Origin of the sequence: Aquibacillus halophilus (assembly GCF_009649745.1) — a bacterium.
Classification (GTDB): Bacteria; Bacillota; Bacilli; order Bacillales; family Amphibacillaceae; genus Aquibacillus; species Aquibacillus halophilus.
The window spans coordinates 13,420-35,790 of record NZ_WJNG01000006.1 but is presented as its reverse complement, the minus strand read 5'-3'; the positions used below and the strand labels follow the sequence as shown (position 1 = coordinate 35,790).

Annotated in this window: 20 protein-coding genes and 1 other annotated feature; of the genes, 1 reads left to right on the top strand and 19 read right to left on the bottom strand. The window is 36.4% G+C overall.

Going from position 1 to position 22,371, the window contains the following annotated elements:
* Positions 1–109 precede the first annotated feature (109 nt).
* The 15 genes from galE to GH741_RS08260 all read right to left on the bottom strand — a co-directional run bounded on the left by galE (position 110) and on the right by GH741_RS08260 (position 17,732).
* Complete coding sequence (gene galE, locus GH741_RS08330) at positions 110–1,156, bottom strand: UDP-glucose 4-epimerase GalE (protein WP_153736341.1); 1,047 nt, start codon at positions 1,154–1,156, stop codon at positions 110–112.
* 68 nt (positions 1,157–1,224) lie between these two features.
* The gene (locus tag GH741_RS08325) at positions 1,225–2,298 is read right to left on the bottom strand and encodes an EpsG family protein (RefSeq protein WP_153736340.1); all 1,074 of its coding nucleotides are present in this window, start codon (positions 2,296–2,298) and stop codon (positions 1,225–1,227) included.
* A 44-nt stretch (positions 2,299–2,342) separates the two neighbouring features.
* Positions 2,343–3,227, bottom strand: coding sequence for a glycosyltransferase family 2 protein (locus GH741_RS08320; RefSeq protein WP_153736339.1), 885 nt, complete (start codon positions 3,225–3,227; stop codon positions 2,343–2,345).
* Complete coding sequence (locus tag GH741_RS08315; RefSeq protein WP_153736338.1) at positions 3,224–4,342, bottom strand: glycosyltransferase family 1 protein; 1,119 nt, start codon at positions 4,340–4,342, stop codon at positions 3,224–3,226. Before GH741_RS08315 ends, GH741_RS08320 begins: the two co-directional genes overlap by 4 nt.
* Positions 4,327–5,484, bottom strand: a complete 1,158-nt coding sequence (locus GH741_RS08310) for a glycosyltransferase family 4 protein (RefSeq protein ID WP_338079319.1) — start codon at positions 5,482–5,484, stop codon at positions 4,327–4,329. Before GH741_RS08310 ends, GH741_RS08315 begins: the two co-directional genes overlap by 16 nt.
* A 16-nt stretch (positions 5,485–5,500) precedes the next feature.
* Positions 5,501–6,379, bottom strand: a complete 879-nt coding sequence (gene galU, locus GH741_RS08305) for a UTP--glucose-1-phosphate uridylyltransferase GalU (RefSeq protein ID WP_153736336.1) — start codon at positions 6,377–6,379, stop codon at positions 5,501–5,503.
* A gap of 14 nt (positions 6,380–6,393) precedes the next feature.
* A complete protein-coding gene (locus GH741_RS08300) occupies positions 6,394–8,223 on the bottom strand; it encodes a polysaccharide biosynthesis protein (RefSeq protein ID WP_153736335.1) in 1,830 nt (609 codons plus the stop codon).
* Positions 8,224–8,569: 346 nt separating this feature from the next.
* Entirely contained in the window at positions 8,570–9,178 is a 609-nt protein-coding gene (locus tag GH741_RS08295; protein ID WP_338079305.1) for a CpsD/CapB family tyrosine-protein kinase, read from the bottom strand.
* A gap of 37 nt (positions 9,179–9,215) precedes the next feature.
* Positions 9,216–9,959, bottom strand: a complete 744-nt coding sequence (locus GH741_RS08290; RefSeq protein ID WP_338079304.1) for a YveK family protein — start codon at positions 9,957–9,959, stop codon at positions 9,216–9,218.
* A 781-nt stretch (positions 9,960–10,740) separates the two neighbouring features.
* Positions 10,741–11,571 (bottom strand): energy-coupling factor transporter transmembrane component T family protein, encoded by an 831-nt coding sequence (locus GH741_RS08285; RefSeq protein ID WP_153736334.1) that lies wholly within the window; start codon positions 11,569–11,571, stop codon positions 10,741–10,743.
* Positions 11,562–13,274 (bottom strand): ABC transporter ATP-binding protein, encoded by a 1,713-nt coding sequence (locus GH741_RS08280; RefSeq protein ID WP_153736333.1) that lies wholly within the window; start codon positions 13,272–13,274, stop codon positions 11,562–11,564. The genes GH741_RS08285 and GH741_RS08280 overlap by 10 nt, the downstream gene beginning before the upstream one ends.
* Before the next feature lie 83 nt (positions 13,275–13,357).
* Entirely contained in the window at positions 13,358–13,912 is a 555-nt protein-coding gene (locus tag GH741_RS08275; RefSeq protein WP_153736332.1) for an ECF-type riboflavin transporter substrate-binding protein, read from the bottom strand.
* Positions 13,913–13,942: 30 nt separating this feature from the next.
* Positions 13,943–14,785, bottom strand: coding sequence for an SAM hydrolase/SAM-dependent halogenase family protein (locus tag GH741_RS08270; RefSeq protein ID WP_153736331.1), 843 nt, complete (start codon positions 14,783–14,785; stop codon positions 13,943–13,945).
* Positions 14,786–14,847: 62 nt separating this feature from the next.
* Positions 14,848–15,129: a binding site (T-box leader), on the bottom strand.
* Positions 15,130–15,442: 313 nt separating this feature from the next.
* Positions 15,443–16,438 carry a 4-hydroxythreonine-4-phosphate dehydrogenase PdxA gene (gene pdxA, locus GH741_RS08265; protein WP_153736330.1) on the bottom strand — a complete coding sequence of 332 codons (996 nt, stop codon included), beginning with the start codon at positions 16,436–16,438 and terminating at the stop codon, positions 15,443–15,445.
* Positions 16,431–17,732, bottom strand: coding sequence for a four-carbon acid sugar kinase family protein (locus GH741_RS08260; protein WP_153736329.1), 1,302 nt, complete (start codon positions 17,730–17,732; stop codon positions 16,431–16,433). The genes pdxA and GH741_RS08260 overlap by 8 nt, the downstream gene beginning before the upstream one ends.
* A 244-nt stretch (positions 17,733–17,976) precedes the next feature.
* Here GH741_RS08260 and GH741_RS08255 point away from each other — a divergent pair, with 244 nt between their 5' ends.
* Complete coding sequence (locus GH741_RS08255) at positions 17,977–18,912, top strand: NADP-dependent oxidoreductase (RefSeq protein WP_153736328.1); 936 nt, start codon at positions 17,977–17,979, stop codon at positions 18,910–18,912.
* 89 nt (positions 18,913–19,001) lie between these two features.
* On the opposite strand, the gene GH741_RS08250 is transcribed toward GH741_RS08255, so the two are convergent.
* The 4 genes from GH741_RS08250 to GH741_RS08235 are packed head-to-tail and all read right to left on the bottom strand — an operon-like array spanning position 19,002 to position 22,282.
* Positions 19,002–19,652 carry a ThuA domain-containing protein gene (locus GH741_RS08250; RefSeq protein WP_153736327.1) on the bottom strand — a complete coding sequence of 217 codons (651 nt, stop codon included), beginning with the start codon at positions 19,650–19,652 and terminating at the stop codon, positions 19,002–19,004.
* Positions 19,653–19,668: 16 nt separating this feature from the next.
* On the bottom strand, positions 19,669–20,373 hold the full coding sequence (locus tag GH741_RS08245) for an SDR family oxidoreductase (RefSeq protein WP_153736326.1): 705 nt from the start codon (positions 20,371–20,373) through the stop codon (positions 19,669–19,671).
* Positions 20,374–20,382: 9 nt separating this feature from the next.
* Positions 20,383–20,838: a VOC family protein gene (locus GH741_RS08240; RefSeq protein WP_153736325.1), complete on the bottom strand. Its 456-nt coding sequence runs from the start codon at positions 20,836–20,838 to the stop codon at positions 20,383–20,385.
* Between the two features lie 43 nt (positions 20,839–20,881).
* The gene (locus tag GH741_RS08235) at positions 20,882–22,282 is read right to left on the bottom strand and encodes an MATE family efflux transporter (protein ID WP_153736324.1); all 1,401 of its coding nucleotides are present in this window, start codon (positions 22,280–22,282) and stop codon (positions 20,882–20,884) included.
* Between the last annotated feature and the right edge of the window lie 89 nt (positions 22,283–22,371).

The following is a 22,371-nucleotide window of genomic DNA, read 5'->3' as shown; positions in this document are numbered from 1 at the left end:
TTGATTCGTTTCCTTTTTTGTAGATAGTTAGTAACATCTCTTTTAAGTCTGTTTTCGTTATATTGATTGAAATACTCATCCTTTACCCCACTCTGAACACTATTAAAAATTAGTACTGCTTATGCATTAGTTTATTTTCCTTGTTCTCTTGATAACCATTTGGGTTGTTTTGTTGCCATCTCCAGGTGTCAATACACATTAAATCAATATCTCTCTCAGCCTTCCATCCCAGCTGTTCGCTTGCTTTACTCGGATTAGCATAACAAATAGCTGAGTCTCCGACTCTTCGTTGAACCATCATATAAGGAACTTTCTTCCCAGAAGCTTTTTCAAAAGCCTCAACCATCTCTAACACACTGTGACCTTTACCTGTTCCAAGGTTATAGGCTTCTACACCAATGGCAGACTGTACTTTTTCTAAAGCTTTTAGATGGCCAATTGCTAAATCAACTACATGGATATAATCTCGAACACCCGTACCATCTTTTGTAGGATAATCATTACCAAAAATATAAAGGCTTTTTAGCTTTCCAATAGCTACTTGTGAAATGTATGGTACCAAGTTATTTGGAATACCATTTGGATCTTCACCAATACGTCCACTTTCATGAGCACCAATTGGGTTGAAGTATCTCAACAAGGCAATGTTCCATTCGTGATCAGAGTCATATAAATCCTGTAACAATTGTTCTATTAGATGCTTGGTTCTGCCGTACGGATTTACTGAGCTAAGTATTTCTTCTTCAGAGATTGGCACTTTCTCAGATACTCCATAAACCGTTGCTGATGAACTGAATACAAGCCTTTTAACTTGATATTTCCTCATCAATTCACAAAGTATAATCGTACCCGTCACATTGTTTTGATAATATTTAAGTGGTACTGTAACCGACTCGCCAACAGCTTTAAGTCCAGCGAAATGAATGACAGCTTCAATGTCATTTTCTTTAAAAACTCGTTCCAATCCTGACTGGTCTAGCAAATCAACCTCATACATTCTTAGTTGTTTACCTGTTATCTCTTGAACTCTATTGATTGATTCTGGATTACTGTTAGAAAAATTATCGACAACAATTACTTCATAGCCACTTTTTAATAACTCCACACAAGTGTGACTCCCAATGTATCCGGCGCCACCGGTTACAAGAATTGCCATGTATTATTCCCCCTTCCGATTTTAAGAAATAAAAAAAACTAACTAAAACAACTGTTCAAGTTAGTTAACTAACCTCCTATTAAGAAGGTATTTCTATATATAATATTTAACGTTATTACATTCTCATAATAATAATAGCCAAAATAGCAAATGATAATTCCATAGTAAATTAGGCTTTGGTCTCTTTCTTTGAATATCTTAACAATCCAAGAAATCAAGATTAATTGATATAACCCAAAATAAATTGAGAATCTAGCAAAAACCCAATTTTGTGTTGCAATAATCATGACTATGAACCCAAGTAAAGCCATATTGACAATATAATCACTTTCAGGAAATACTTTTCTTAGTTTACTTCTTCCTAGGTACGCGACTGCAATCGGTACTGCGGCAACTGCAACCCTTAAAATATTTGCACCACCTTCGTCAAAATCTTTATACACTCCATATTGGGTATTAGCAATCACAGAAAACAAAAATGTAGAGAACATGTCAAATCCTATTACGATAATTACTGCAAAAGCAATAAGGGCAACAGTTGCTTTTGACCAGGCCTTTAGCCTCGCCAAAAAATAAAAAGGCAATAAAATAAGAGCAGTTTGATGAAAAAAGGAAGCAAAGATTACGATTAAAAAATACATTTTAAAATTACCATCTATTAAAAACTTTGTCGCAGTGAAAACTATCGCAGCAGCTAGCGCTTGTCTAATTCCATTCATTGATACCAAAAATAAGCCACCAGTAATGTAAACATACAAGCTTAACTCAATCATTCTGGAATAATTGTATAATACAGATACTACCAGCAAATTTGTAATCAGTGCAGTAGTAAATATTAATATTTGAGGATCTTCCGATACATATTTTTTTAAAACCATCTGTAGGATACCAAAGCCTATATCATTTTGGGATTTGATGAATTCCCAAGTAAAATCATTTATTACGTAAATATGTTTATAAGCGCCCGTGTCCCCAACACCTGATCGAAAACCTGAGGTGACAATTAAAGACAACAGTGCTCCAAATATTAGAACCTTATTTGGTTTAATCTGTGCGGGTATGTTGATACTTGGAGTTGCTGCGTATCTTGCAAAAAAAGCAAATGTAAAAACTACAATAAGATTAACCCAAAGAAGAGTCATATAAAAATTCCTTTCGTAAAACAAGAGTTTAGAATCTAGTAATTTTAAGCAACTCTTGTTCTCGTTGTAACATAAAAAAACAGCAATATTCCTAATGGTATTGCTAGAATAGTTAGGATTTTTTGGGGTGTTTCTTTTATAAATAACCAGTTTCTACTCATTAAACTACTAGACACGAAATGTATAGCTTGCCTGTATTTAAAAATTCCATTAGTAAATGGTAATTTCATCAATTCTCGTCGGTAAAAAGCAAAGCCTCTTGGATTATTACGATATTGTCTTAACATGTTTTTGGATGACCCATCGGCTAGATATTCTACACAACATAGCACTTCATTCATTAACAATAATTGATAATCCTTATCTAACATGTGATATTTGTATGCAAGTCCTACATACTTCTCACCACTAAAGATTGGATAAGGATACTTTTTGGTCAGCTCAGATCGATAGACGAGCTTTTTATCGCCAACTACCCCGTATTTATGATATAGATCAAATAAAGTAGAGCTATTTAATTGTTGAGGAAGTTCTGTTCCAATAATGCGACCATCAGTATATGAATCTAAACCAACTATTCCACTGACGTTATCATTCCCATATTCATTCCAAAAAATGAGTATCTTCTCAATAGCATCCTTAGGCATATAGTCATCCGAATCAATACATACATTCAACTCTGAGTCGATTAGTTTATATGCTGTGTTATGGGCCCCATGCATTCCTTGGTTTTTTTGTTTGTAATACCTTATTTCAATTGTATTTTCCTTTATCCATCCACTCACAAGATCCTCCGTATTGTCAGTAGATCCATCGTCAATAATTAACCAAATAAAATCTTTGGATGATTGATTTTTAAAACCTTCATAACAAGTGACAAGACAATATGCTCTATTATATGTCGGTGTAAATACTGTTAACTTTTTCATATAGCTTTCTCACCTAACGTTAGATAAGACAATTGTGTTTGAACTGCAGTCTTCTTGATGTCATAGCCTCTTAGGACAAAAGATTTATCTGAAATCCCTCTAGAATAGTTATTATTTGCTATTTGGGTTATCTTCTTCACCCAAATACTACAGTCATTGATGGGTAAAGAATGAACCAATCCAATCTCCATATCAACTTCCTTCGTGATTGAATCGGAAATCACACAAGGCAAGCCAGCCCCCTGCGCCTCAACTAAAGTAACCGGCAAGCCTTCATGTATAGAAGGAAAAACAAATAAATCAAATGATTGTAGCAATAAACTTATATCTTCTCTAACACCTAGTACTTTAACTTTATCGTCTAAGTTTAATTTCTTTATCCTTTCGATAATCTTCTGTTTTAGTGAACCATCACCTACTAAGATCAATACAGTGTTTGGTATGTTCTTAATAAGATTCGCAAAAACTTCCAATAGGAAAAAGTGATTTTTTTGAGAAGAAAACCTACCGACATGACCCAACACTAAAGTATCTTTATTAATATTTAGTTCTTTTCTAATTTTCTCCCTTCTTGTGGAAGAGTATTGAAATTGGAACGTATCTATACCATTTTTTAAGATAAAAGCTTCATTTGCTCTTTTACCAAACAACCACTTAGATGCCATGATAGAACATCCAAATAAATGAGTGGCATTATTATTGATATATCTACCTGTGTACCATTTATAGGTTCTCGAAGGTAAAGCCCCTTCGCTTCTTGTGTTGTGACTATGCGCGATCCTTACAGGTATATTTTCTTTTTTTGCTGCTCGAAGAACAAGTCCACTCATTTTGTCCATATGAGAATGAACAATTTTGTATTGATTATTTGTTTTAAAAAACTCTTCTAACATACGTTTGTAATTTAAATGTCCTACATCAGTTAGATAAGGGATCCGATGAACCTTCCCACCCATTGCAACAATTTCAGAATCAAAGATTCCTTGTTTACAAGTTAAGAAGTCAAATTGAACCTTTGACCGATCAATATTCCGATAGAGGTTCATAATTAAAGTTTCGGCTCCACCACGGTTCATATTGACTACAACATGAAGTACCCTTAATGGACTGACCATTCTGGCTCCTCCTCTTCAATCATATATACACTATAAATTTTGCTTATTTCAGACAATACTTTACTTGAACTGTAAGTTTTCAATATCATCTCACGGCCATTTTTCCCTAGCTTCACCTTTAGATCTGGAACACTTTCGAGCATCTTTATCTTATTGGAAAACCTTTTTTTATCATCGTGCTCCACGAGCCAACCATTTTTATTATTTTGTACAAGCTCCCGGTGTCCTCTATTATTGACAGCTACTATAGGAAGCCCACAGCTCATCGCTTCCATAATATTGACTGGCAAACCTTCACGAAGACTGGATGCCACCGCCACATCACAAATTGAAACAAGCTGCTGAATGTTCTTCTGGTAACCTAAAAAATCGACCATGTGACCTATCCCAAGCGCTATAGCTAATTCACGGCAATTCTCTAGTAATGCCCCTTCACCAGCAAGTACAAGCCTTGCACCGGGAACGTCATTTTTAATTAGAGCCAACGATTGAAGTAGGAATTTTTGGTTTTTATTATTATTGAACTCCGCTGCGTAAAATAATAAGAAGTCATTCGGCTGATAGCCAAATGACTTCTTCATTTCGTTTTTTTGGTTTACATCTAACGGCTTGAAATGGTCAGTATTTACGCCAACACCATGGACCTGTTTAATATTCCCAGCCTTAAACTTATGTTTAACTGCTAATCGGTAATCTTCTTTATTAATAGTAATTAATGTATCGGTAATTCTAGAAAGAAATTTTTCAATAGGGTAGTAGACAAGCCAATTGATTAGAGGCGCGCCTTTACAAAAGTGAAAACCGTGAGCTGTGTAAATGACCTTCGTTCCCCGTTCCCTAGCACCCTTGGCAGCAAGACGAGTAAGTCCCCCTCCTATTGGAGTATGACAATGAATAATAGTATAATCCCCTTCATCAATGATGTTCTTTAGTTTCTTATAAGCCTGTAGATTTTTTTTATTAAATGGTGATCGTTGGATTGGAATGTTGTACTTATTATCTGTATATAGTAGTTTAATTTCTCCAAGTGCTGCCACATCAACCTGCCACCCTTGATCTTTAAACCACTTCATATATGGTAAATGAAATAATTCGAAGTGGTAATCAACTGTTGCGCAAAATAGTATTTTCTTAGCCATAATTAATCACCTATCCTATCTACCTCATCAACTCTTTCTCTACTATAATAGAAAGATACTCTAATAAATCTTCACGCAACTCTTCTCGTTCCAATGCGAAGTCAATCGTTGTTCGGATAAATCCTAATTTTTCTCCAACGTCGTATCTTCGACCTTCAAAATCATAGGCATAAACTTCTTCGTGTTTATTCAATTCGGCAATGGCATCTGTTAACTGTATTTCATCGCCAGTACCAGGTGTTTGATTTTCTAATATTGAAAAAATACTAGAACTGAGAATATAACGACCTAGGATTGCTAAATTTGATGGGGTCTCATTTTGTTTTGGCTTTTCCACAAGATTATGTACGTTGTAAAACCGATTAGAAATCATAGTCCCGTCGACAATACCGTACCTAGACACCTCATTTTCTTTAACCTTTTGTACTCCTAAAATTGATGCATGATAACGGTTATATTGATCTATCAGTTGCTTTAAACACGGCACATCCGATCTGACAATATCATCACCTAATAGCACTGCAAAAGGTTCGTTACCTATAAACTTACGTGCACACCAAATGGCGTGACCCAATCCCTTAGGCTCTTTTTGACGAATATAATGTATATCTACTAGTTTCGAAGATTTTTGGACTTCGCTTAATAAATCAAACTTCCCTTTATTAAACAAATTTTGCTCTAATTCGAATGAGTTGTCGAAGTGGTCCTCAATTGCCCTTTTACCTTTACCTGTTACAATAATAATATCTTCAATACCTGATTCGATTGCCTCTTCAACTATGTACTGGATCGTTGGCTTATCTACAATTGGTAGCATCTCTTTCGGCATCGCTTTTGTTGCTGGAAGAAACCTTGTTCCTAAACCTGCTGCTGGTATGATTGCTTTTCTTACTTTCATTCATTCACACTCCTCTAACTAGATGCTGACATAAATGGTTTTTGCTGCAACGCCACTTTTCCATTTGCCAAGTTCACTAGGTACTCTCTTAGCGAATCTCTATCGAAATTAACATATGTGTTAATAATTTCATCAATCTCATCCAAATAAAGGGTTGCTGTTTTTCCAATATATATCTTCGGGTACACCTGTTTCTCCTGTACCTCATCTGCTTTTAAAAGCTCTTCAAACAACTTTTCGCCTGGTCTTATTCCTGTGAATTCTATTCCGATTTCATCAGTTGAATAACCTGAAAGTTTAATTAAATTGCTCGCAAGATCTACTATTTTTACTGGCTCACCCATGTCTAAAACGAATACCTCTCCGCCTTTAGCAAGTGTACCCGCTTGGATCACTAACCTTGACGCTTCAGGAATCGTCATGAAATACCTAACCATGTCTGGATGGGTAACGGTAACTGGTCCACCTGTCTCGATTTGTTTCTTAAACAAAGGAATAACACTGCCCCTGCTCCCTAACACATTACCAAACCGTACCGCCACAAATTTAGTCTTACTATGTTTATCCATCCCTTGCACAACCATTTCTGCCAACTTTTTAGTTGCACCCATTACACTCGTGGGATTTACTGCTTTATCAGTGGAAATCATGACAAATGTCTTTACTCCATGCCAATCTGCTGCTTTTGCAGCATTCCTCGTTCCAATGATATTGTTTTTAACAGCCTCCTCAGGATTTCGCTCCATTAAAGGTACGTGCTTATGTGCTGCAGCATGATAAACTACATCGGGCTTGTGATATCCAAATACATCTGACATTTTATTAGCATCTTGCAAGTCAGCAATCTCCGTTATAAACTCAATTGGTGAATGCTTAAAAGTTACCCTTAATTCCATCTCAATTGAATATATGCTATTTTCACCATGCCCAAGTAAAATTAATGTCTTTGGGTTAAACTCCGAAATTTGTCTAGCAATCTCTGATCCAATTGAGCCGCCAGCTCCAGTTACTAAAACCACTTTTTCAGTAACATATTCAGAAATGGCTTGGATATCCATATCAACTTGATCTCTACCCAACAAATCTTCAACCTGAACATCACGAAATTGGTTAACAGATACTTTACCTGTTACCAAATCCTCTAACATTGGTAGTATTTTCGTCTTTGCTTTTGTCTTTGCACACTCTCGAAATATATCATTTAATTCTTTTTTACTAAGTGAAGGAATTGAGATTATTATATTCTCTATTGCATAATCTTTAACCACGTCCTCAATTCTACTCACACTACCTAAAACCGGTATTCCCATGATATCTAGGTGGTGTTTTTTAAAGTTATCATCAACGAAAGCGATTGGTAATAGGCCATCATTATTTTTTAAAAGTTGTCTAGCTACCATCGTGCCTGCAGCACCAGCACCAACAATTAGGGTTCTTTTTTGATTTTTAGAATTATTAATAATTGAAATACGATACATTCTCAGTACAAACCGAGAGCCACCAATTAACATCATGTGAAGCAGCCAGGTAACAGCGAGTAACCTAAAATATGTTTGTTGAAACAAAACTTGCTGAAAACCAACGGCAAATAGCACTGAAAATGAAACAATTTTAAAAATAATAATTAATTCACCTACGCTTGCGTACTCCCAAGCCTTCTTATATAACTTATAGAAAATTGAAAATGAGTGGTGACTTAATAGAATAACAATGGAACTGATAACCACTGGCGCAGTAAACACATAAATACTTGCATCTACAAGAAAGCTGCTTATAAATATTGCAATTAATACGATAAATGAGTCAAGAATAATAAACAATGACAACCGTTGTCGATACGTCATTTCTTTCCCCCTTTTGTCTACTTGATTCTAGTTCTTGTTGGCATATAAATTTTTATAAATATCAACCAAAAACATCCATTATAAAGTCATTTAAACACTTATTTACATAGCCTTTGTGATAAAGCCGCATAAGTAAATGTTTAAAGTGAAAATATAAAAAATATGGGCATTTAACCCATCCTCACGTCACACTTTCGACAACGAACGCATCTAAGGTTGATTCCAACCCACAGCATGACCGAGTGCCTACAATTTGATATAGGTAAGTAGACATCACCATAATATGAACCTACAAGCTAATTACAGACCTGTAGTTCTCAATAAAGAACAATTTATCTAAACTTTTCTATTTTTCAGTTATAATTGCCCCAACTAAATTTGCATGTGCTAGATCCAAAACTTTTCTTGCCTCTTCAGCCTTTTCTATTCCCGTTTTACCTCGTACTATCGTAAGAACAACACTATCACTAAGATTTGCTAGTATTCGTGTTTCCGTCCATTTGAGAATACTAGGTGCATCAATTAGTATCATATCGTACGAGTCTGCCAACGTATTAAGTAGTTCCCTCATCCACTCATGGCTTATTAACTCTGCTGGATTAGGAGAATGTGACCCACTAGTCATGACGTCTAAATTTCCAATACCACTTTTATTAATTGCGTTATAAAGTAAATTTTTACTTTGTAGTACATCTGTCAATCCCATATCATTTGAAAGTTTAAAAATGGTATGGATAATTGGTTCCCGTAAATTTGCATCGATTAATAAGATTTTTTCCTTTTGTTGAGACATTGAGACAGCTAAATTAGCGGATATGGTTGATTTACCCTCGCCCAAGCCTGGAGAGGTTATTAAGAAAACTTTATTTTTTCTTTTCTCTGTTAAGAATTTAATATTTGTTTTGATAGTTTGAAATTGATCTGAAATCATTGAATCAGGATTTGTATATGTCACAAGGTTCCTTTTCTTGAAATTTTTCACCTGACTTCGCCTATTCAACTCCAATTGTCTCACCCCTTATTTCTAAATCCTGATAATTCTTGTGCTTTTTTGAAATATATTTTTTCCTGTTCATATTCGAAATAACCCCAAGTACAGGCACACCCAGTATCTCTTCGACATCTCGATCTTTTTTTAACGTTCCATCTAGAGAATCCAATAAAAATACTAAACCTATACTGACAACAACCCCAAAAACAAAAGCAATGATGGTTATACCATTTGATTTTTCATTGAGCGGATAAGGCATCTCTTTGGCCTCTGATAATAACCGAACATCACTAAACTGTAATATAGACACAATATCTTCCTTAAAAATCCTGGCCGTCTCGTTTGCAATATTTGCTGCTAAGACAGGGTCTTCATCGGTAACTGCAATCTGTATTACTCTTGATTCGTCAAGTCTGACTACATCAATTTGAGCCGCTAAAGTCTCAGTAGTTCTTGTTAGTTCTAACTCTTGTATGACCTTTTCCAAAATACTTGGATCTTTAATCATAACCATTAATGTTACCATCGATTCTGCTTCTGGACCGATTATAATCCTTGTTGACGTTTCATATAACGGTACATAGTTGTTATATTTACTATCATAGAAATATCCAGCTAACGTTGTCAGAATTATAATTAAAATCATTAGCCACAATCTTTTTTTGATTAAATCGTAATATTCTTTTAAATTGATTTCCCTGGCTTTCAAATTAGTTGATCCATACCCTTGGTTTATTCTGCTCACTGTTCATCACCTTTTTCTACACCAAAATTTATAACCACATCGTTTCCTTCTATATAACGAACATGTTAACTAAAAAAAAGCATCTATCCAACTTTATCCTTTAATTCTTTACAGAATCTAGAACCATTTTTAACACTTCTTTTACACATTAAATATCATATGAAAAATTAACCGAAATATGAGTTTGTAAACTATAATTTTCCTTATGGTCCGTTATCTTTTTTAAAATATTGGCTACCTCCATATTTTTATCTTAATCGCGCTTTTTGGATCATCTTTTGTTTTGTTCTCTATTAAGAATAATATATGGGTATAATCTCACCTAAAACTGTAAATGTCAATAATCATTAAAAGTCATTTAAAACTACAGACTCTTGTACTTTTTGCATTATATTGTTGCAATTTGCTAAACACAGTAAACTAGTAAGCAAAAGGTTTAATTTTATCTATGGTTCCTTTTTAGTTCTCATAGAATACACATTACAACTAAGAAGATTGTTTTATAACTAAGGATTTCCAACAAAAATAGAGAGTAGAATCAGTTTAATTCTCCTCTCTACTTAATGTTTGAAATAGCTTATTAGGTAATTAATACTACAAGTAATTCGCCTTCTTCCATTAAAAAAGTAGAATATTCGCTGTATTCGTAATGACAATTTTTTACAGATTTAAATTTAAAAAAGAGTTTTTAACACCTTTATATTTATTTTTAAATTTATATTTGGAATCATGAATGTCTATGTAAAGACAATAAATTACTACTTTGTTTATCCAATTAATCCTACACAAAAGGATTATAAAACCTATTCCCATCATAAAACGTTACGACAAGTGAAATAATCAATAGCAATAATAACAAGGAAATTGCAATATAGTCACCCTTTTGAAAGGGACGATTACGATACCAGGTTCGTTTTTTGTTCTTTCCAAATCCTCTAAGATCCATCACATTACTAATTATTTCAATTCGATCTAGGCTAGAAAATATAAGTGGCAGAACAATTGAGGCCGCATTTTTAATTCGGGTTGGTAGTTTTTCCTTTCTGGATAAATCGACTCCGCGAGCCTGTTGGGCTAGAGCAATCGTGCGATAATCACGTTGAATATCGGGAATATAACGTAACGCAATCGATACCGCATAAGCTATTCGATAGCTTACCCCAATTCGATTTAACGAGGATGCGAACTCACTCGGGTTTGTCGTTACAATGAAGAGTAACGCAGCAGGAATAACCACAAAATACTTTAACGTGATATTGAGATGGTAAAACAACTGCTCGGCCGTGACATCATAGTTTCCTACAAGTTGAAGAAGAATATGTTTGGTTCCATAGATAGCCACACCTTGCTGAGGGGCAAATACGTAAATTGCAATATTGTTTATTAGCAAAAACGTTAAAATTAAGATTAGTATAAAGGCTATTTCCCGAACTTTAATTTTAGATATCTTAAAGATTAATAAACTAGCAATAAACAACAAGACTAAAATCCTTGTATCATAGGTTAGCATGGCAGCAAACGACCATAATAAAAAACAAACCAATTTAGTTGCACCTGTTAACTGATGAATAGGTGATTTTCGGTCGATGAAAGACAACATTTCTACTGCCATGTCCGTCTTACCTCCCTATCGTAATCAATAAACCGCTGCACAAATTCTCTGGGGTTTTTAAAGCCTGCTCGGATCGCTAATTCAAACAAGGACGTCTCCTTTAAGTTTGCCTTCGAAATAATTACTTCATCAGTCAGAATGTTTACAGCTGTGTCATCAGCAATTTTTTCACCATTAGCAATGACAATTGCACGAGGAGTGTATTCTAGCATCAGGTGCATGTCATGAGTAATCATGATAATTGTTACTCCTAAATGATTTAATTCAATCAAAAATTCCATTATCTCAGTGTAGTGTCGGAAATCTTGTCCAGCGGTCGGCTCATCTAAAATTAAAACCTCTGGTTCCATAACTAATATCGACGCAATCGTTACTCGTTTTTTTTGACCAAAGCTTAGTGCGGAAATTGGCCAATTACGAAAAGGATGCAATCCACAAAGCTTTAACGTCTTTTCAACACGCTCTTTAATCTCGTCTTCTGTAATCCCATTTAGCTTTAGACCAAAGGCAACTTCATCAAAAATTAGATGCTTAGAGATCATATGATTCGGGTTTTGCATCACCATTCCAATCTTTGACGCACGTTCCTTTATCGTATTGTTAGTGATTTCTTCTCCCCCAAGCAAAATCTTTCCTGCACTTGGTTTTTCAAAGCCACAAATAAGCTTTGAGAGCGTTGACTTACCAGCACCATTTTTTCCAACAATACTCACCATCTCACCTTTACTGATGGAGAAGGAAACATTGCTTATAATCTCTTGATCAGACTGATAGCTAAACGAAACGTTTTTAAGCTCTAATCCCGGTTCGACGTGCTTACTGTTAGCATCAAAATTCACAGACTCAAACCATTCAACTAATTGATTCTTACATGAATACAACTGAATGCTGTTGATGTTTTCTGGTTGTATCTCTGGTGTAATCTCACACCCAGCATATTTAAGTGCTTTTATGTATAACGGTTCCCTTATGCTGTTATCATCAAGAACTGAAGTAGCCAATAGTTGATTAGGAGTAGCATCCTTGACAATACGGCCTTCATTGACAACAATGATTCGGTCCACTGTTCTATAAAGGATATCTTCTAATCGATGTTCGATAATCACTACAGTTTTATTGGTTTCCTTCTTAATACGATCAATAAGTGAAATTGCATGCTTTCCAGTCGCTGGGTCTAGGTTGGCCAATGGTTCATCAAACAACAATATATCAACATCATCAACCATCACACCACCTAGCGCTACTCGTTGCCTTTGTCCACCTGATAATTGATGAATCGATGAATCTAGGTATCCCTCCATATCAACCATGTGAGATACCTCTTCCACCCTATCAAGCATATTTGCCTGGGATGTACAATCATTTTCTAATGAAAAAGCAATATCTTCCCCAACGGTTAATCCGATAAACTGGCTATCTGGATCCTGCAAAACGGTGCCAACTAACTTGGAACGCTCAAAAACATCTTGAGTAGCTACGCTCTCCCCTTTTATTTTAAGCGAACCAGTAATATCTCCTTTATAGGAATTCGGAGCTAGTCCATTCAAGCAATGTGCCAGTGTACTTTTTCCAGAACCTGAGGGTCCTACAATTAAAACCTTTTCCCCTTCTTCAATTGTTAGATTGATATCATAAAGAGTTGGATTCACCTGACTACGATACTTAAAGCCAAAGTTTTCGAATTCAATGATTGGTTTTCCCATTATGTAATCCCCTAGCCTAAAACTTTTTCTATTATTCTACCATATAAAAAGCCGGAAACCTCTGCCCCCGGCCTAGTATATTTTTATAAATCTAAATCTAAACTATCGCTCTTGCTACGCGTTTTTGCATAGGCCACTAATAGAAGTGTACCAAGTACTCCGGCAGTTAAAATATTAAATGCACCGGCTACAATACCTTGTAAAAACACTTTGTTTGCTGGTTCCGCGTATATGAGAATGTCTAGAACTGGCGCAACAATAAACCAACCGACAGCTTGGGCAACCACCTGAGCAATATTAAATGTAAAAATTTCTTTCCCGCCAAAAGTTCCATCTTCAATATTGATCTTGTTAGCAAATAATCCAATTACAACTCCGACGAATCCTGAGACAATCACCCAACTCCACCAAACAGAGCCCCAAACGATTGCGTCTGTTAATGCATGGCCAATAAAGCCAATAAGTCCACCTGCAACTGGTCCAAAAAGAATGGCCATCAGTGCTAGAAACGCATAAGAAGTTTGAAAATTTGTGTTAGGTACTCCTGTTGGTATTGCTGCGAACCGATTTAAAATAACAAATACGGCAGTTCCAATTCCAATTGCTACAATCGTTTTGGTTGTTATTCCTCTACTCATTTGCTCCATCTCCCTTATGTTTTTATTAATTTAGGCTCTATTACGAACCGAGATACTCCAGTTAGATCCTGTTCCAATGTTGTACGCTTTTGCAAACGAACCTTGATTGAGCGCTACGGCTAGATTGTCGAGGGAATTGATGTAAACCAGTGGTTCACCTACACTTATATCTGCGAACGACCGTCCATAAGTCATGAGGTTTTTGTACACTTTTCTTGTTCCCGTTTTAATTGTAACTTCTATTGTGTCCCCGTAGTCGATACCCAATTGAAGAAATAACTCGCGATCAATATTTGTCCAAATATTTCCAAATCGAATGTCTAATATGTCAATTATACCTGTTAATAATCCGTCATCAATACTTGCTTCATAAAAAGATAGGTTAACGATTTCATCTAGCGATATTTCTGGGCCTATCTCTTCAAAGGGTATTTTTCCAGCTGCTAGACGAGCGCCTGTATATGCATATATATCCCGACCATGAAACGTATGGGATGCACCAGATTTCGGTAACCTGTTTATTTTTTCATCTATTATTCGCGCTTCCTTAATCCCAATTTTCTGATTGATGTGTGTAAGTGTTCCATTATCTGGGGTAATAATATAATGATTGCTATCTGTCTTGATAACCACACTTTTGCGGTCAGAGCCAACTCCTGGGTCAACTACAGAAACAAATACAGTGGTTTCAGGCCAGTAGGTTACTGTCTGTAACAACCGGTAAGAAGCTTCCCAAATATCGTATGGTGGAATGTCATGTGTTAAATCGAATATTGGTATCGATGCATCTACCGAATACGCTACTCCATTCATTGCATTAACCGCCCCATCACTTAATCCAAAATCTGACTGTAATACCAATGCATGACTCATATAAATACTCCTTTCTTATTTTAGAAAAATAAAAAAACCACGCCCTTATCTTTTTAAACACAGATAAGGACGTGGTTTGTCTCACGTGGTACCACCTTAATTCACTGATTGCTCATGCAGTCAGCCTTAACAAGTACAGAACATCCAATTCTTCCTTCGGTTCTTATACTGTGGTATTGATAACGAGTACCAAATCTCGTCAAAACCTAGTAATATCTAATAGATACGTTCAGTCCGCAGCTCAGAGGCCATTTTCGAATCAGCATTTTTTGCTTCTTTTCAGCTACCGAAGCTCTCTTCTAAAAAATAACTAAGATTCTACTTTCTCTCTTCAACGCCTTATTTCTTTAATTGAAATAATATTACACGATACAGAAATAGTTTGTCAACATAAATTTTCTGAAGAATTGGAATTGTCTAATTTATATTCTAACAATTGCTGATAATGTTAATTGACCGGGAAACTTGGTAAGTGCTCTTTCCCATAAGATATGCGCTATCACTAAAATATATGCGCTGACTACCTATGTAATGCGCTCAAATCCAGATATGCGTTAGTTCTATTAGTATTGCGCTCAAACCCCTTGATTATGTGCTAATTCCCACAAGTATGCGCTCGAACCTAGAGGATATGCGCTAAACTCAGCATGTTTTGCGCTACTGTTTTGGTGCTAGCTCTATTGCTTGGCGAATAGCCTCCATCAGACTCCGCTCATCGGCCACACCTAAACCAGCAATATCAAAAGCTGTTCCATGATCAACACTAGTTCGTATTATTGGTAGACCAACAGTAATATTAACTCCAGCTTCTAGTCCTAATACCTTGATTGGGCCATGCCCCTGGTCATGATACATGGCCACGACAATATCGAAGTCCCCACGCACTGCACGATAGAAAAGTGTATCTGCTGGCAAGGGGCCTTCGACTTTAATCCCTTCACTAATGGCCTGTTCAACTGCAGGAATAATCTTCTCCTCTTCCTCACCATATCCGAATAAACCATTTTCACCCGCGTGTGGGTTAATTCCACAGACGGCAATTTTAGGATGATTAATTCCTGATTTACTTAACGTGTCGTGTGCCAATCGGATGACGTCATATACTCTCCCTGGATTAATCATGTTGACAGCATCAATAATACCAACATGGGTCGTTACATGGATTACTTTTAATTTAGGAGAAGAGAGCATCATCGAGAAGTCCTTGGTGTTAGTTAATTCAGCTAGAATCTCTGTATGTCCTGGATACAAATGTCCACCTTTATGCAGAGCTTCTTTGTTTAGAGGTGCTGTACATATCGCATCAATTTTTTTATCATTGGCTAACTCAATTGCTGTTCTCAAGTATTCAAATGCTGCATGACCTGATTCGGCAGAAATCTGACCAAACGGGAGATCGACTGGCAATAAATCCAAATCCAAACATGCAATTTCACCATATTTCGCTTCAAAATTCAGATTAGAATCTATTCTTTTAACACGAACATCTAGGTTTAATAGGTTTGCAGCTCTTTCTAATATTTTTGCATCACCAATAACCAAGGGTTGGGAACTTTCATATACCCCCGGTTGGCTAAGACTTTTAACGATAATCTCCGGCCCTACTCCTGCTGCGTCACCCATGGTAATTCCTATGATTGGTTTTCTATTCATGTTCAGATCCTCCTTTCAACTCTTCCATTACCCGGTAAATAGATTCTCTTTCACCAAATGCCCCGGCCTTTGTAGCAACATATATATCCTTTTCAGGACCTATTAACCTACCAATAGGAATCCCTGCTTCGATTTCCTTGATGATACGTAGTCCAATTGCCCCTAAGGCTTTGCTAATACCTTTTGCTGTATCTCCACCGGTTAGAACGAAGGCTTTTAAGTCAGGGCATTGACGGACTACCTCTAGAACTAGTTCGCTAATTGCCCGGGAAATTTTCTGTCCAACCTGATAGGCATTTAACCCTAAGTTATCAGCTAGACTGTTTACTTGATCGCGGACTTCTGAATTTGATTGCAAATGTAAGATTACGTGTTTCCCTTCTCTTAATTTTGATAGACATTGTCCTATGTAGTAGGATTTATCAAAATTCCAGTTCTCGCCAAAAATACGGTCCGTCTGAACTTCTACACCAGCAACATTTGGCTGTGTGATTGCATAGTTCACTTGTTGTTGTGTCATTTCGGATAAACTACCAGATACAGTCATGACTATTTTCGAGGTTGGAAAAGCACGTTTCCCTTCATTCTTATTAAATCCTAGTATTTCCGGTATAACCTCTGCTAATCCTGCTGAACCTGCCCAGATAATGCTACTAGAAAATTGACTTATATGTTTGGCAATCCACGATAGCTCTTCCTGAAAATCAACATCACATACGAGGTACTGGATACCTTCGTCTTTATATTCTTTGAGTTTAGCTTGCCAGTTTTTCTGTAAATCTCCTAATTCTTTTGTATTTATTAGTCCTACCTTTTGACCGGTCCCTTTTTCGATTATGCTAGGAATATAGGATTCTTGAACCTGGTGTGTTGGATCTTTACTAAATTCAGTCTCACTTATTTTAACATCGTTTACATAGTGAATTCCATTTCTCGTTGTTCTACCATAAGATGGGAAAGCAGGAGCAATAATTATGAAATCCGGTTTAAAGACAATTCGAAGTGCTTCTAGCTCTGCTTCAATATGCCCCCTTAATGTTGAATCCATCTTTTTATAAATATGTATATACCCTGCTTGTTTAAGAAATTCCGCGGCTTGTTTTGTGATTGAAAAAGCTTCATTCTTTGTTAAGGCACGGGAGTTAGTATCAATGACAAATCCACCCGTTAACGAACGGTGAGTTGTCGGGATTTCAAATAAAACGGACGTATCAATTCCTTTTTCAGTTAACTTTACACCGCTGTCACTTGCACCTGTGAGATCATCAGCTATCAGCCCAATCAATCGCTCCATTGAACACCACCTCATTTCTTTTTTATTGGAAATACTAAATCAGTAGAGGAAATGTTTTAAGACGGACAAATTTGAATACGTTACCATTTTATAACTAATGGCTCAGCGATGCTAGAAATAAACTATTTCATTCTAAAATAACCATCAGATAGTAGCACTTCCATAAGCATTTTTTTTGAACTTCACCTTTATATTTACTACACTTGCTCATACTATAACGATTACCAATAAAGGAGATTGAACTATGAAAGCAATTGTCATTAATAACTATGGTGGTAAAGAAGAGTTGCAAGAACAAGAAGTACCGAAACCGCAAATTAAAGATAACCAAGTATTAGTTGAGGTGCATGCGACGTCGATAAATCCGATCGACTGGAAGTTAAGAGAAGGTTATTTAAAGAGTATGCTTGATTTTTCCTTTCCTATTATCTTGGGTTGGGATGTCGCCGGTACGATTGTAGAGACTGGAAAACAAGTCAAAGATTTTCAAATTGGTGACGAGGTGTTCGCAAGACCAGATACGACAGCTAATGGGACTTATGCGGAATATACCACGGTCGACGAAAATCTATTAGCGAAAAAACCAAAAAATATTTCCTTTGAGGAAGCTGCCTCCATTCCACTTGCAGGTCTAACTGCCTGGCAATGTCTCGTTGACAAAACTGGGGTTAAAAAAGGTGATAAAGTTTTAATACAGGCTGGTGCTGGCGGAGTTGGTAGTTTAGCGATTCAGTTCGCTAAATATTTAGGAGCATATGTCGCCACCACAGCTAGTGAGAAAAACGAAACGTATGTTAAAGAACTAGGTGCTGATAAGTTTATTAACTACAAAACACAAAATTTTGCAGAGGAACTGGAAGATTTCGATATTGTTCTTGACACAATGGGTGGCGAAGTTTTAGAAAAAAGCTTTCAGGTGCTAAAACGTGGAGGAAAGCTTGTGACTATTGCCGGTCAGCCTGACCAGGATTTAGCAAAAGAATACGGAGTAGAAGCAATGTCTTATTGGCTTACACCAAATGGAGAGCAGTTGACCGAGCTTGGTGATCTATTAGATAAAAAGATAGTTAAAGCCCAAGTTGGCCATGTTTTCGGGTTTTCAACTGATGAACTCCGAGAGGCTCATACACTGAGCGAGACTCACCACGCTAAAGGAAAGATCGTTATAAAAGTGAAATAAGCTCAAATTTTAAGAAATAACAAAAATGGATCTATCTCTATTAAGAGTAGATCCACTTTTGTTTATTGTATAATTTACACACAGTTATTCTATGCTAAGTCACTTACCTTTTTAATTGAATTTATCAGTAGTTTTTGAACAACAGGGTGCATTAAACCTTCTTCAAGGTGGGCAGGGATTAAACAAACAACCTTACCCTTTCCATAATCATGATACCATCCAGCAATCGAGGATCCATCTACAGAATCAGACGTTAGAAAGACACTTGTATTCTCCACGTCACAAGCTACAAAATAGTGCTCGTCCAAGATTTCAAAGTTTTGTCCGTCATCGATAAAATTTGAATCCGGGTTAAAAGTATAGCTCACCACTTGATGCTTTTCTGGATGATATTTGAAATAACCGTGAAGCATAGAAGTATAAGCCTCGATGTTGTCATAGGACGCTAGTCCGGAATGCCATGCTAGCCAACCTCCACCATTTTCAACAAATCGATTAATGGCAAGTGCTGCATCATTATCCATCCATGTTTTTACTTGATCATCCTCAGGATTTATTCTGTTCTCCGCGAAAAGAATAACAGCATCGGGATTAGTTTGTAAGCTTTCAACAAGCTCATCTACATGTTTATACTCAATCTCTATACCTTCAATTGATTTAACAGCAGCCTCTAGTGACTGAACAGCTAAATCTCTGTCATGATAAAAATCACCTAATGCGGCAACAATTCGTTTTGTCATCTCTATTCACTCCTTACTAGATTTCCATAGCATTCCCATTATAATCAACGAAAAGATAGTCACTTTTTATTTTAACCTTACGTTCAATCATTTGATAGATTCCATCTGCAGTAGTAGTTGGGTCTGTAGGAGCATTGCTACCACCCATATCTGTATTCATCCATCCGGGATGAACGGAAAGAACCTGGATAGCTTTATCCTTCAAGGTAGCATGCAGCTTTTCCGTCAGCATATTTAGTGCAACCTTTGACAATCCATATGGGTAGTCGCCACTGTATGCATTTGTTAGGCTTCCGGCTTCTGAACTAATATTAATAATTGACTGTTTTTCACCTTGCTCTAATAAAGAAAGGAAATGCTTTGTCACCCGAACAGGCCCCAAAGTATTTATATCTAAAGCCTTCATACATTCGTCTAAATCCAGTTCTTCAATCGACTTGTCTCTTTCATTTAAAATTCCAGCATTGTTAATGATTACATCCAAATGTTTGGTTGTTTGCTTTATTTGCTGAAGAGCATCCTTGACAGTGTCCTCATCAGTAACATCTATCTGTACTATTTTTAATTGTTCTTGATATTCTTGCTGAAGTTTTTTTAAGTCTCCAATCGTATTCCCATCAATTGTTCTTGTTCCAGCATAAACATGGTGACCGTTTTCAATTCCATGCTTCACCAGGGATAAACCTAGTCCTCTGTTGGCTCCTGTTATTAAAATATTCATAGTAGCCTCCTATTTATCGTTTTCTAGTAGTTCGACTAGTACTTTTAAATCCTTGAAGGTATCCATATATGCGTAACGTCCGCCGGTATATTCGCCTTTTTGTTGTAATGGCATATTGTTCGCTTCCATTACTTTTATCTTTTCCTCCATACCTTCAACGACAAAGGCGATATGGTGTGGACCTTCCCCGTGCTCATCAAGGTATTCCCTCCAAGTACTTGGATGTTGATCGGGTTCAATTAATTCTAGTTGCAATGAACCCATATCAAAAAACGCTAGCTTAGCACGCGCTTCCGTACTATTACCTTTATACTCTGTTTCTGCCTGTTCAACTGCATCTGTTAAATTAATTGGTGGCTTTTCAACACCAAAAAAATCAGCATAAACCTGCGCAGTTTTTTCGATGTCCTTTACGATGATACCAATTTGAGCAATGACATTTGTTCCAAGTACATTTTTATCCATGATGATTACCTCCTATTTATTAAAAGAAACTAAATTAGCCAATCTACTGACCGACAGCTGTTTTAGCCTCATCTACCTCTACCAGTACTTTTTTCTTCCACTTTTTACTACGCCAACGCAGGAACATAAGTGAACCTCGGAACCATTCATCAATAATAATGGCAATCGTAACACCGATTAAACCATAGCCTAGTGAAATACCCAAAAAATAGGCAAGTGGTACACTAAGACCCCACATTGACAAAATACCTATGGTTACCGGGAACTTGGCATCTCCTGCAGCACGTAAGGAACTAATGATAACTAGATTAAACGTTCTACCCGGCTCTAATATAACTCCAAGAAATAGGATAATTGAACCTAATGCAATAATTTCTGCATCCTCGGTAAAAAATCCTAATAAAAATTCTCCTGAGATAGCAATAGTAAGTCCAACTGCAAGGGCAACAGTAATCGCTACCCTCAATCCCTGGTACATCTTCTGATAAGCTTCTTCTAATTTTCCAGCACCAACCAACTGACCAATATAGATCTGCATCCCTTTTGCAACAGAAAGCGAAAACACAGTCATAAAATTCATTAAGTTTTGTGTATAGACTCTTGTTGCTAATGCATTTGCACCTAACATTGTAATAAACACTGTAATTGTTAGCTGGCTTAAATTATGGGATAAATGCTCTCCCGCAGCAGGAACACCAATGCCCAGGATTTTTTTAACATATTCCTTTTTTAATTTATAGTAATCTTCTAATCTTATCTTTATTTCTGTTCGTTTATATAACATGACAAACAATGCAACAACTGCAAGTCCCCGACTAACTGCTGTTGAAATCGCAACACCCATTACACCTAATTGTGGTACACCTAGTGCACCGAAGATAAACAAATAATTCCCAAATATATTTATAACATTCATGGCAAGCACGACATACATGACATCTTTAGTCATCCCTTGGGCTTGTAAGGCTGAAAAAATTGTAAGAATCATTGCTTGGGTAAACAATGTACCTCCAACAATAAGCATATATATATTCGCATGCTCCAATAGTTCTGGAGACAAATTGAACAAACTTAAAAACTCATGGCGAAAAATGACCACCATACTACTGATGAAAATTCCAAATAAAAGGTTAATAACAATCGAGTTGGCAATCGTAATGCTAACCGCCTTTGGTTTCTGTGCACCAACATACTGAGCAACAACCACACCCGATCCCATTGCAGTAAAATTAAATAGGACAAAGGTAAACATCATTATTTGGTTTACAACACCGATAGCAGCTACAGCTTCGTCGGATACAAAGCTTAGCATAAATATGTCAGAAATCCTCATGAACGTTTGTAAAAAAACTTCGATAAATATAGGCCATGTTATTGCAAATAAAGTGACTTTTTTAATAGATGAATTGTCTTTACTTTTTTTAATTTTATCTTTGTTAAACATCTTGAAGCCACCACTTCACTTTCCGCGGTTGGACATTTCTTTGTCTATTCTTCATGTTTGACTCTCCCTCTACGCTGAAAAAAAGATAA

Bases quoted from the DNA above. Each gene is read 5' to 3' on its own strand.
- galE (WP_153736341.1), bottom strand. From the start codon at position 1,156: ATGGCAATTCTTGTAACCGGTGGCGCCGGATACATTGGGAGTCACACT.
- GH741_RS08320 (WP_153736339.1), bottom strand. From the start codon at position 3,227: ATGAAAAAGTTAACAGTATTTACACCGACATATAATAGAGCATATTGT.
- GH741_RS08260 (WP_153736329.1), bottom strand. From the start codon at position 17,732: ATGGAGCGATTGATTGGGCTGATAGCTGATGATCTCACAGGTGCAAGT.
- pdxA (WP_153736330.1), bottom strand. From the start codon at position 16,438: ATGAATAGAAAACCAATCATAGGAATTACCATGGGTGACGCAGCAGGA.
- GH741_RS08315 (WP_153736338.1), bottom strand. From the start codon at position 4,342: ATGGTCAGTCCATTAAGGGTACTTCATGTTGTAGTCAATATGAACCGT.
- GH741_RS08250 (WP_153736327.1), bottom strand. From the start codon at position 19,652: ATGACAAAACGAATTGTTGCCGCATTAGGTGATTTTTATCATGACAGA.
- GH741_RS08240 (WP_153736325.1), bottom strand. From the start codon at position 20,838: ATGGATAAAAATGTACTTGGAACAAATGTCATTGCTCAAATTGGTATC.
- GH741_RS08285 (WP_153736334.1), bottom strand. From the start codon at position 11,571: ATGGCAGTAGAAATGTTGTCTTTCATCGACCGAAAATCACCTATTCAT.
- GH741_RS08235 (WP_153736324.1), bottom strand. From the start codon at position 22,282: ATGTTTAACAAAGATAAAATTAAAAAAAGTAAAGACAATTCATCTATT.
- GH741_RS08245 (WP_153736326.1), bottom strand. From the start codon at position 20,373: ATGAATATTTTAATAACAGGAGCCAACAGAGGACTAGGTTTATCCCTG.
- GH741_RS08280 (WP_153736333.1), bottom strand. From the start codon at position 13,274: ATGGGAAAACCAATCATTGAATTCGAAAACTTTGGCTTTAAGTATCGT.
- GH741_RS08300 (WP_153736335.1), bottom strand. From the start codon at position 8,223: ATGACGTATCGACAACGGTTGTCATTGTTTATTATTCTTGACTCATTT.
- galU (WP_153736336.1), bottom strand. From the start codon at position 6,379: ATGAAAGTAAGAAAAGCAATCATACCAGCAGCAGGTTTAGGAACAAGG.
- GH741_RS08255 (WP_153736328.1), top strand. From the start codon at position 17,977: ATGAAAGCAATTGTCATTAATAACTATGGTGGTAAAGAAGAGTTGCAA.
- GH741_RS08325 (WP_153736340.1), bottom strand. From the start codon at position 2,298: ATGACTCTTCTTTGGGTTAATCTTATTGTAGTTTTTACATTTGCTTTT.
- GH741_RS08275 (WP_153736332.1), bottom strand. From the start codon at position 13,912: ATGAGTAGAGGAATAACAACCAAAACGATTGTAGCAATTGGAATTGGA.
- GH741_RS08270 (WP_153736331.1), bottom strand. From the start codon at position 14,785: ATGAGTCATGCATTGGTATTACAGTCAGATTTTGGATTAAGTGATGGG.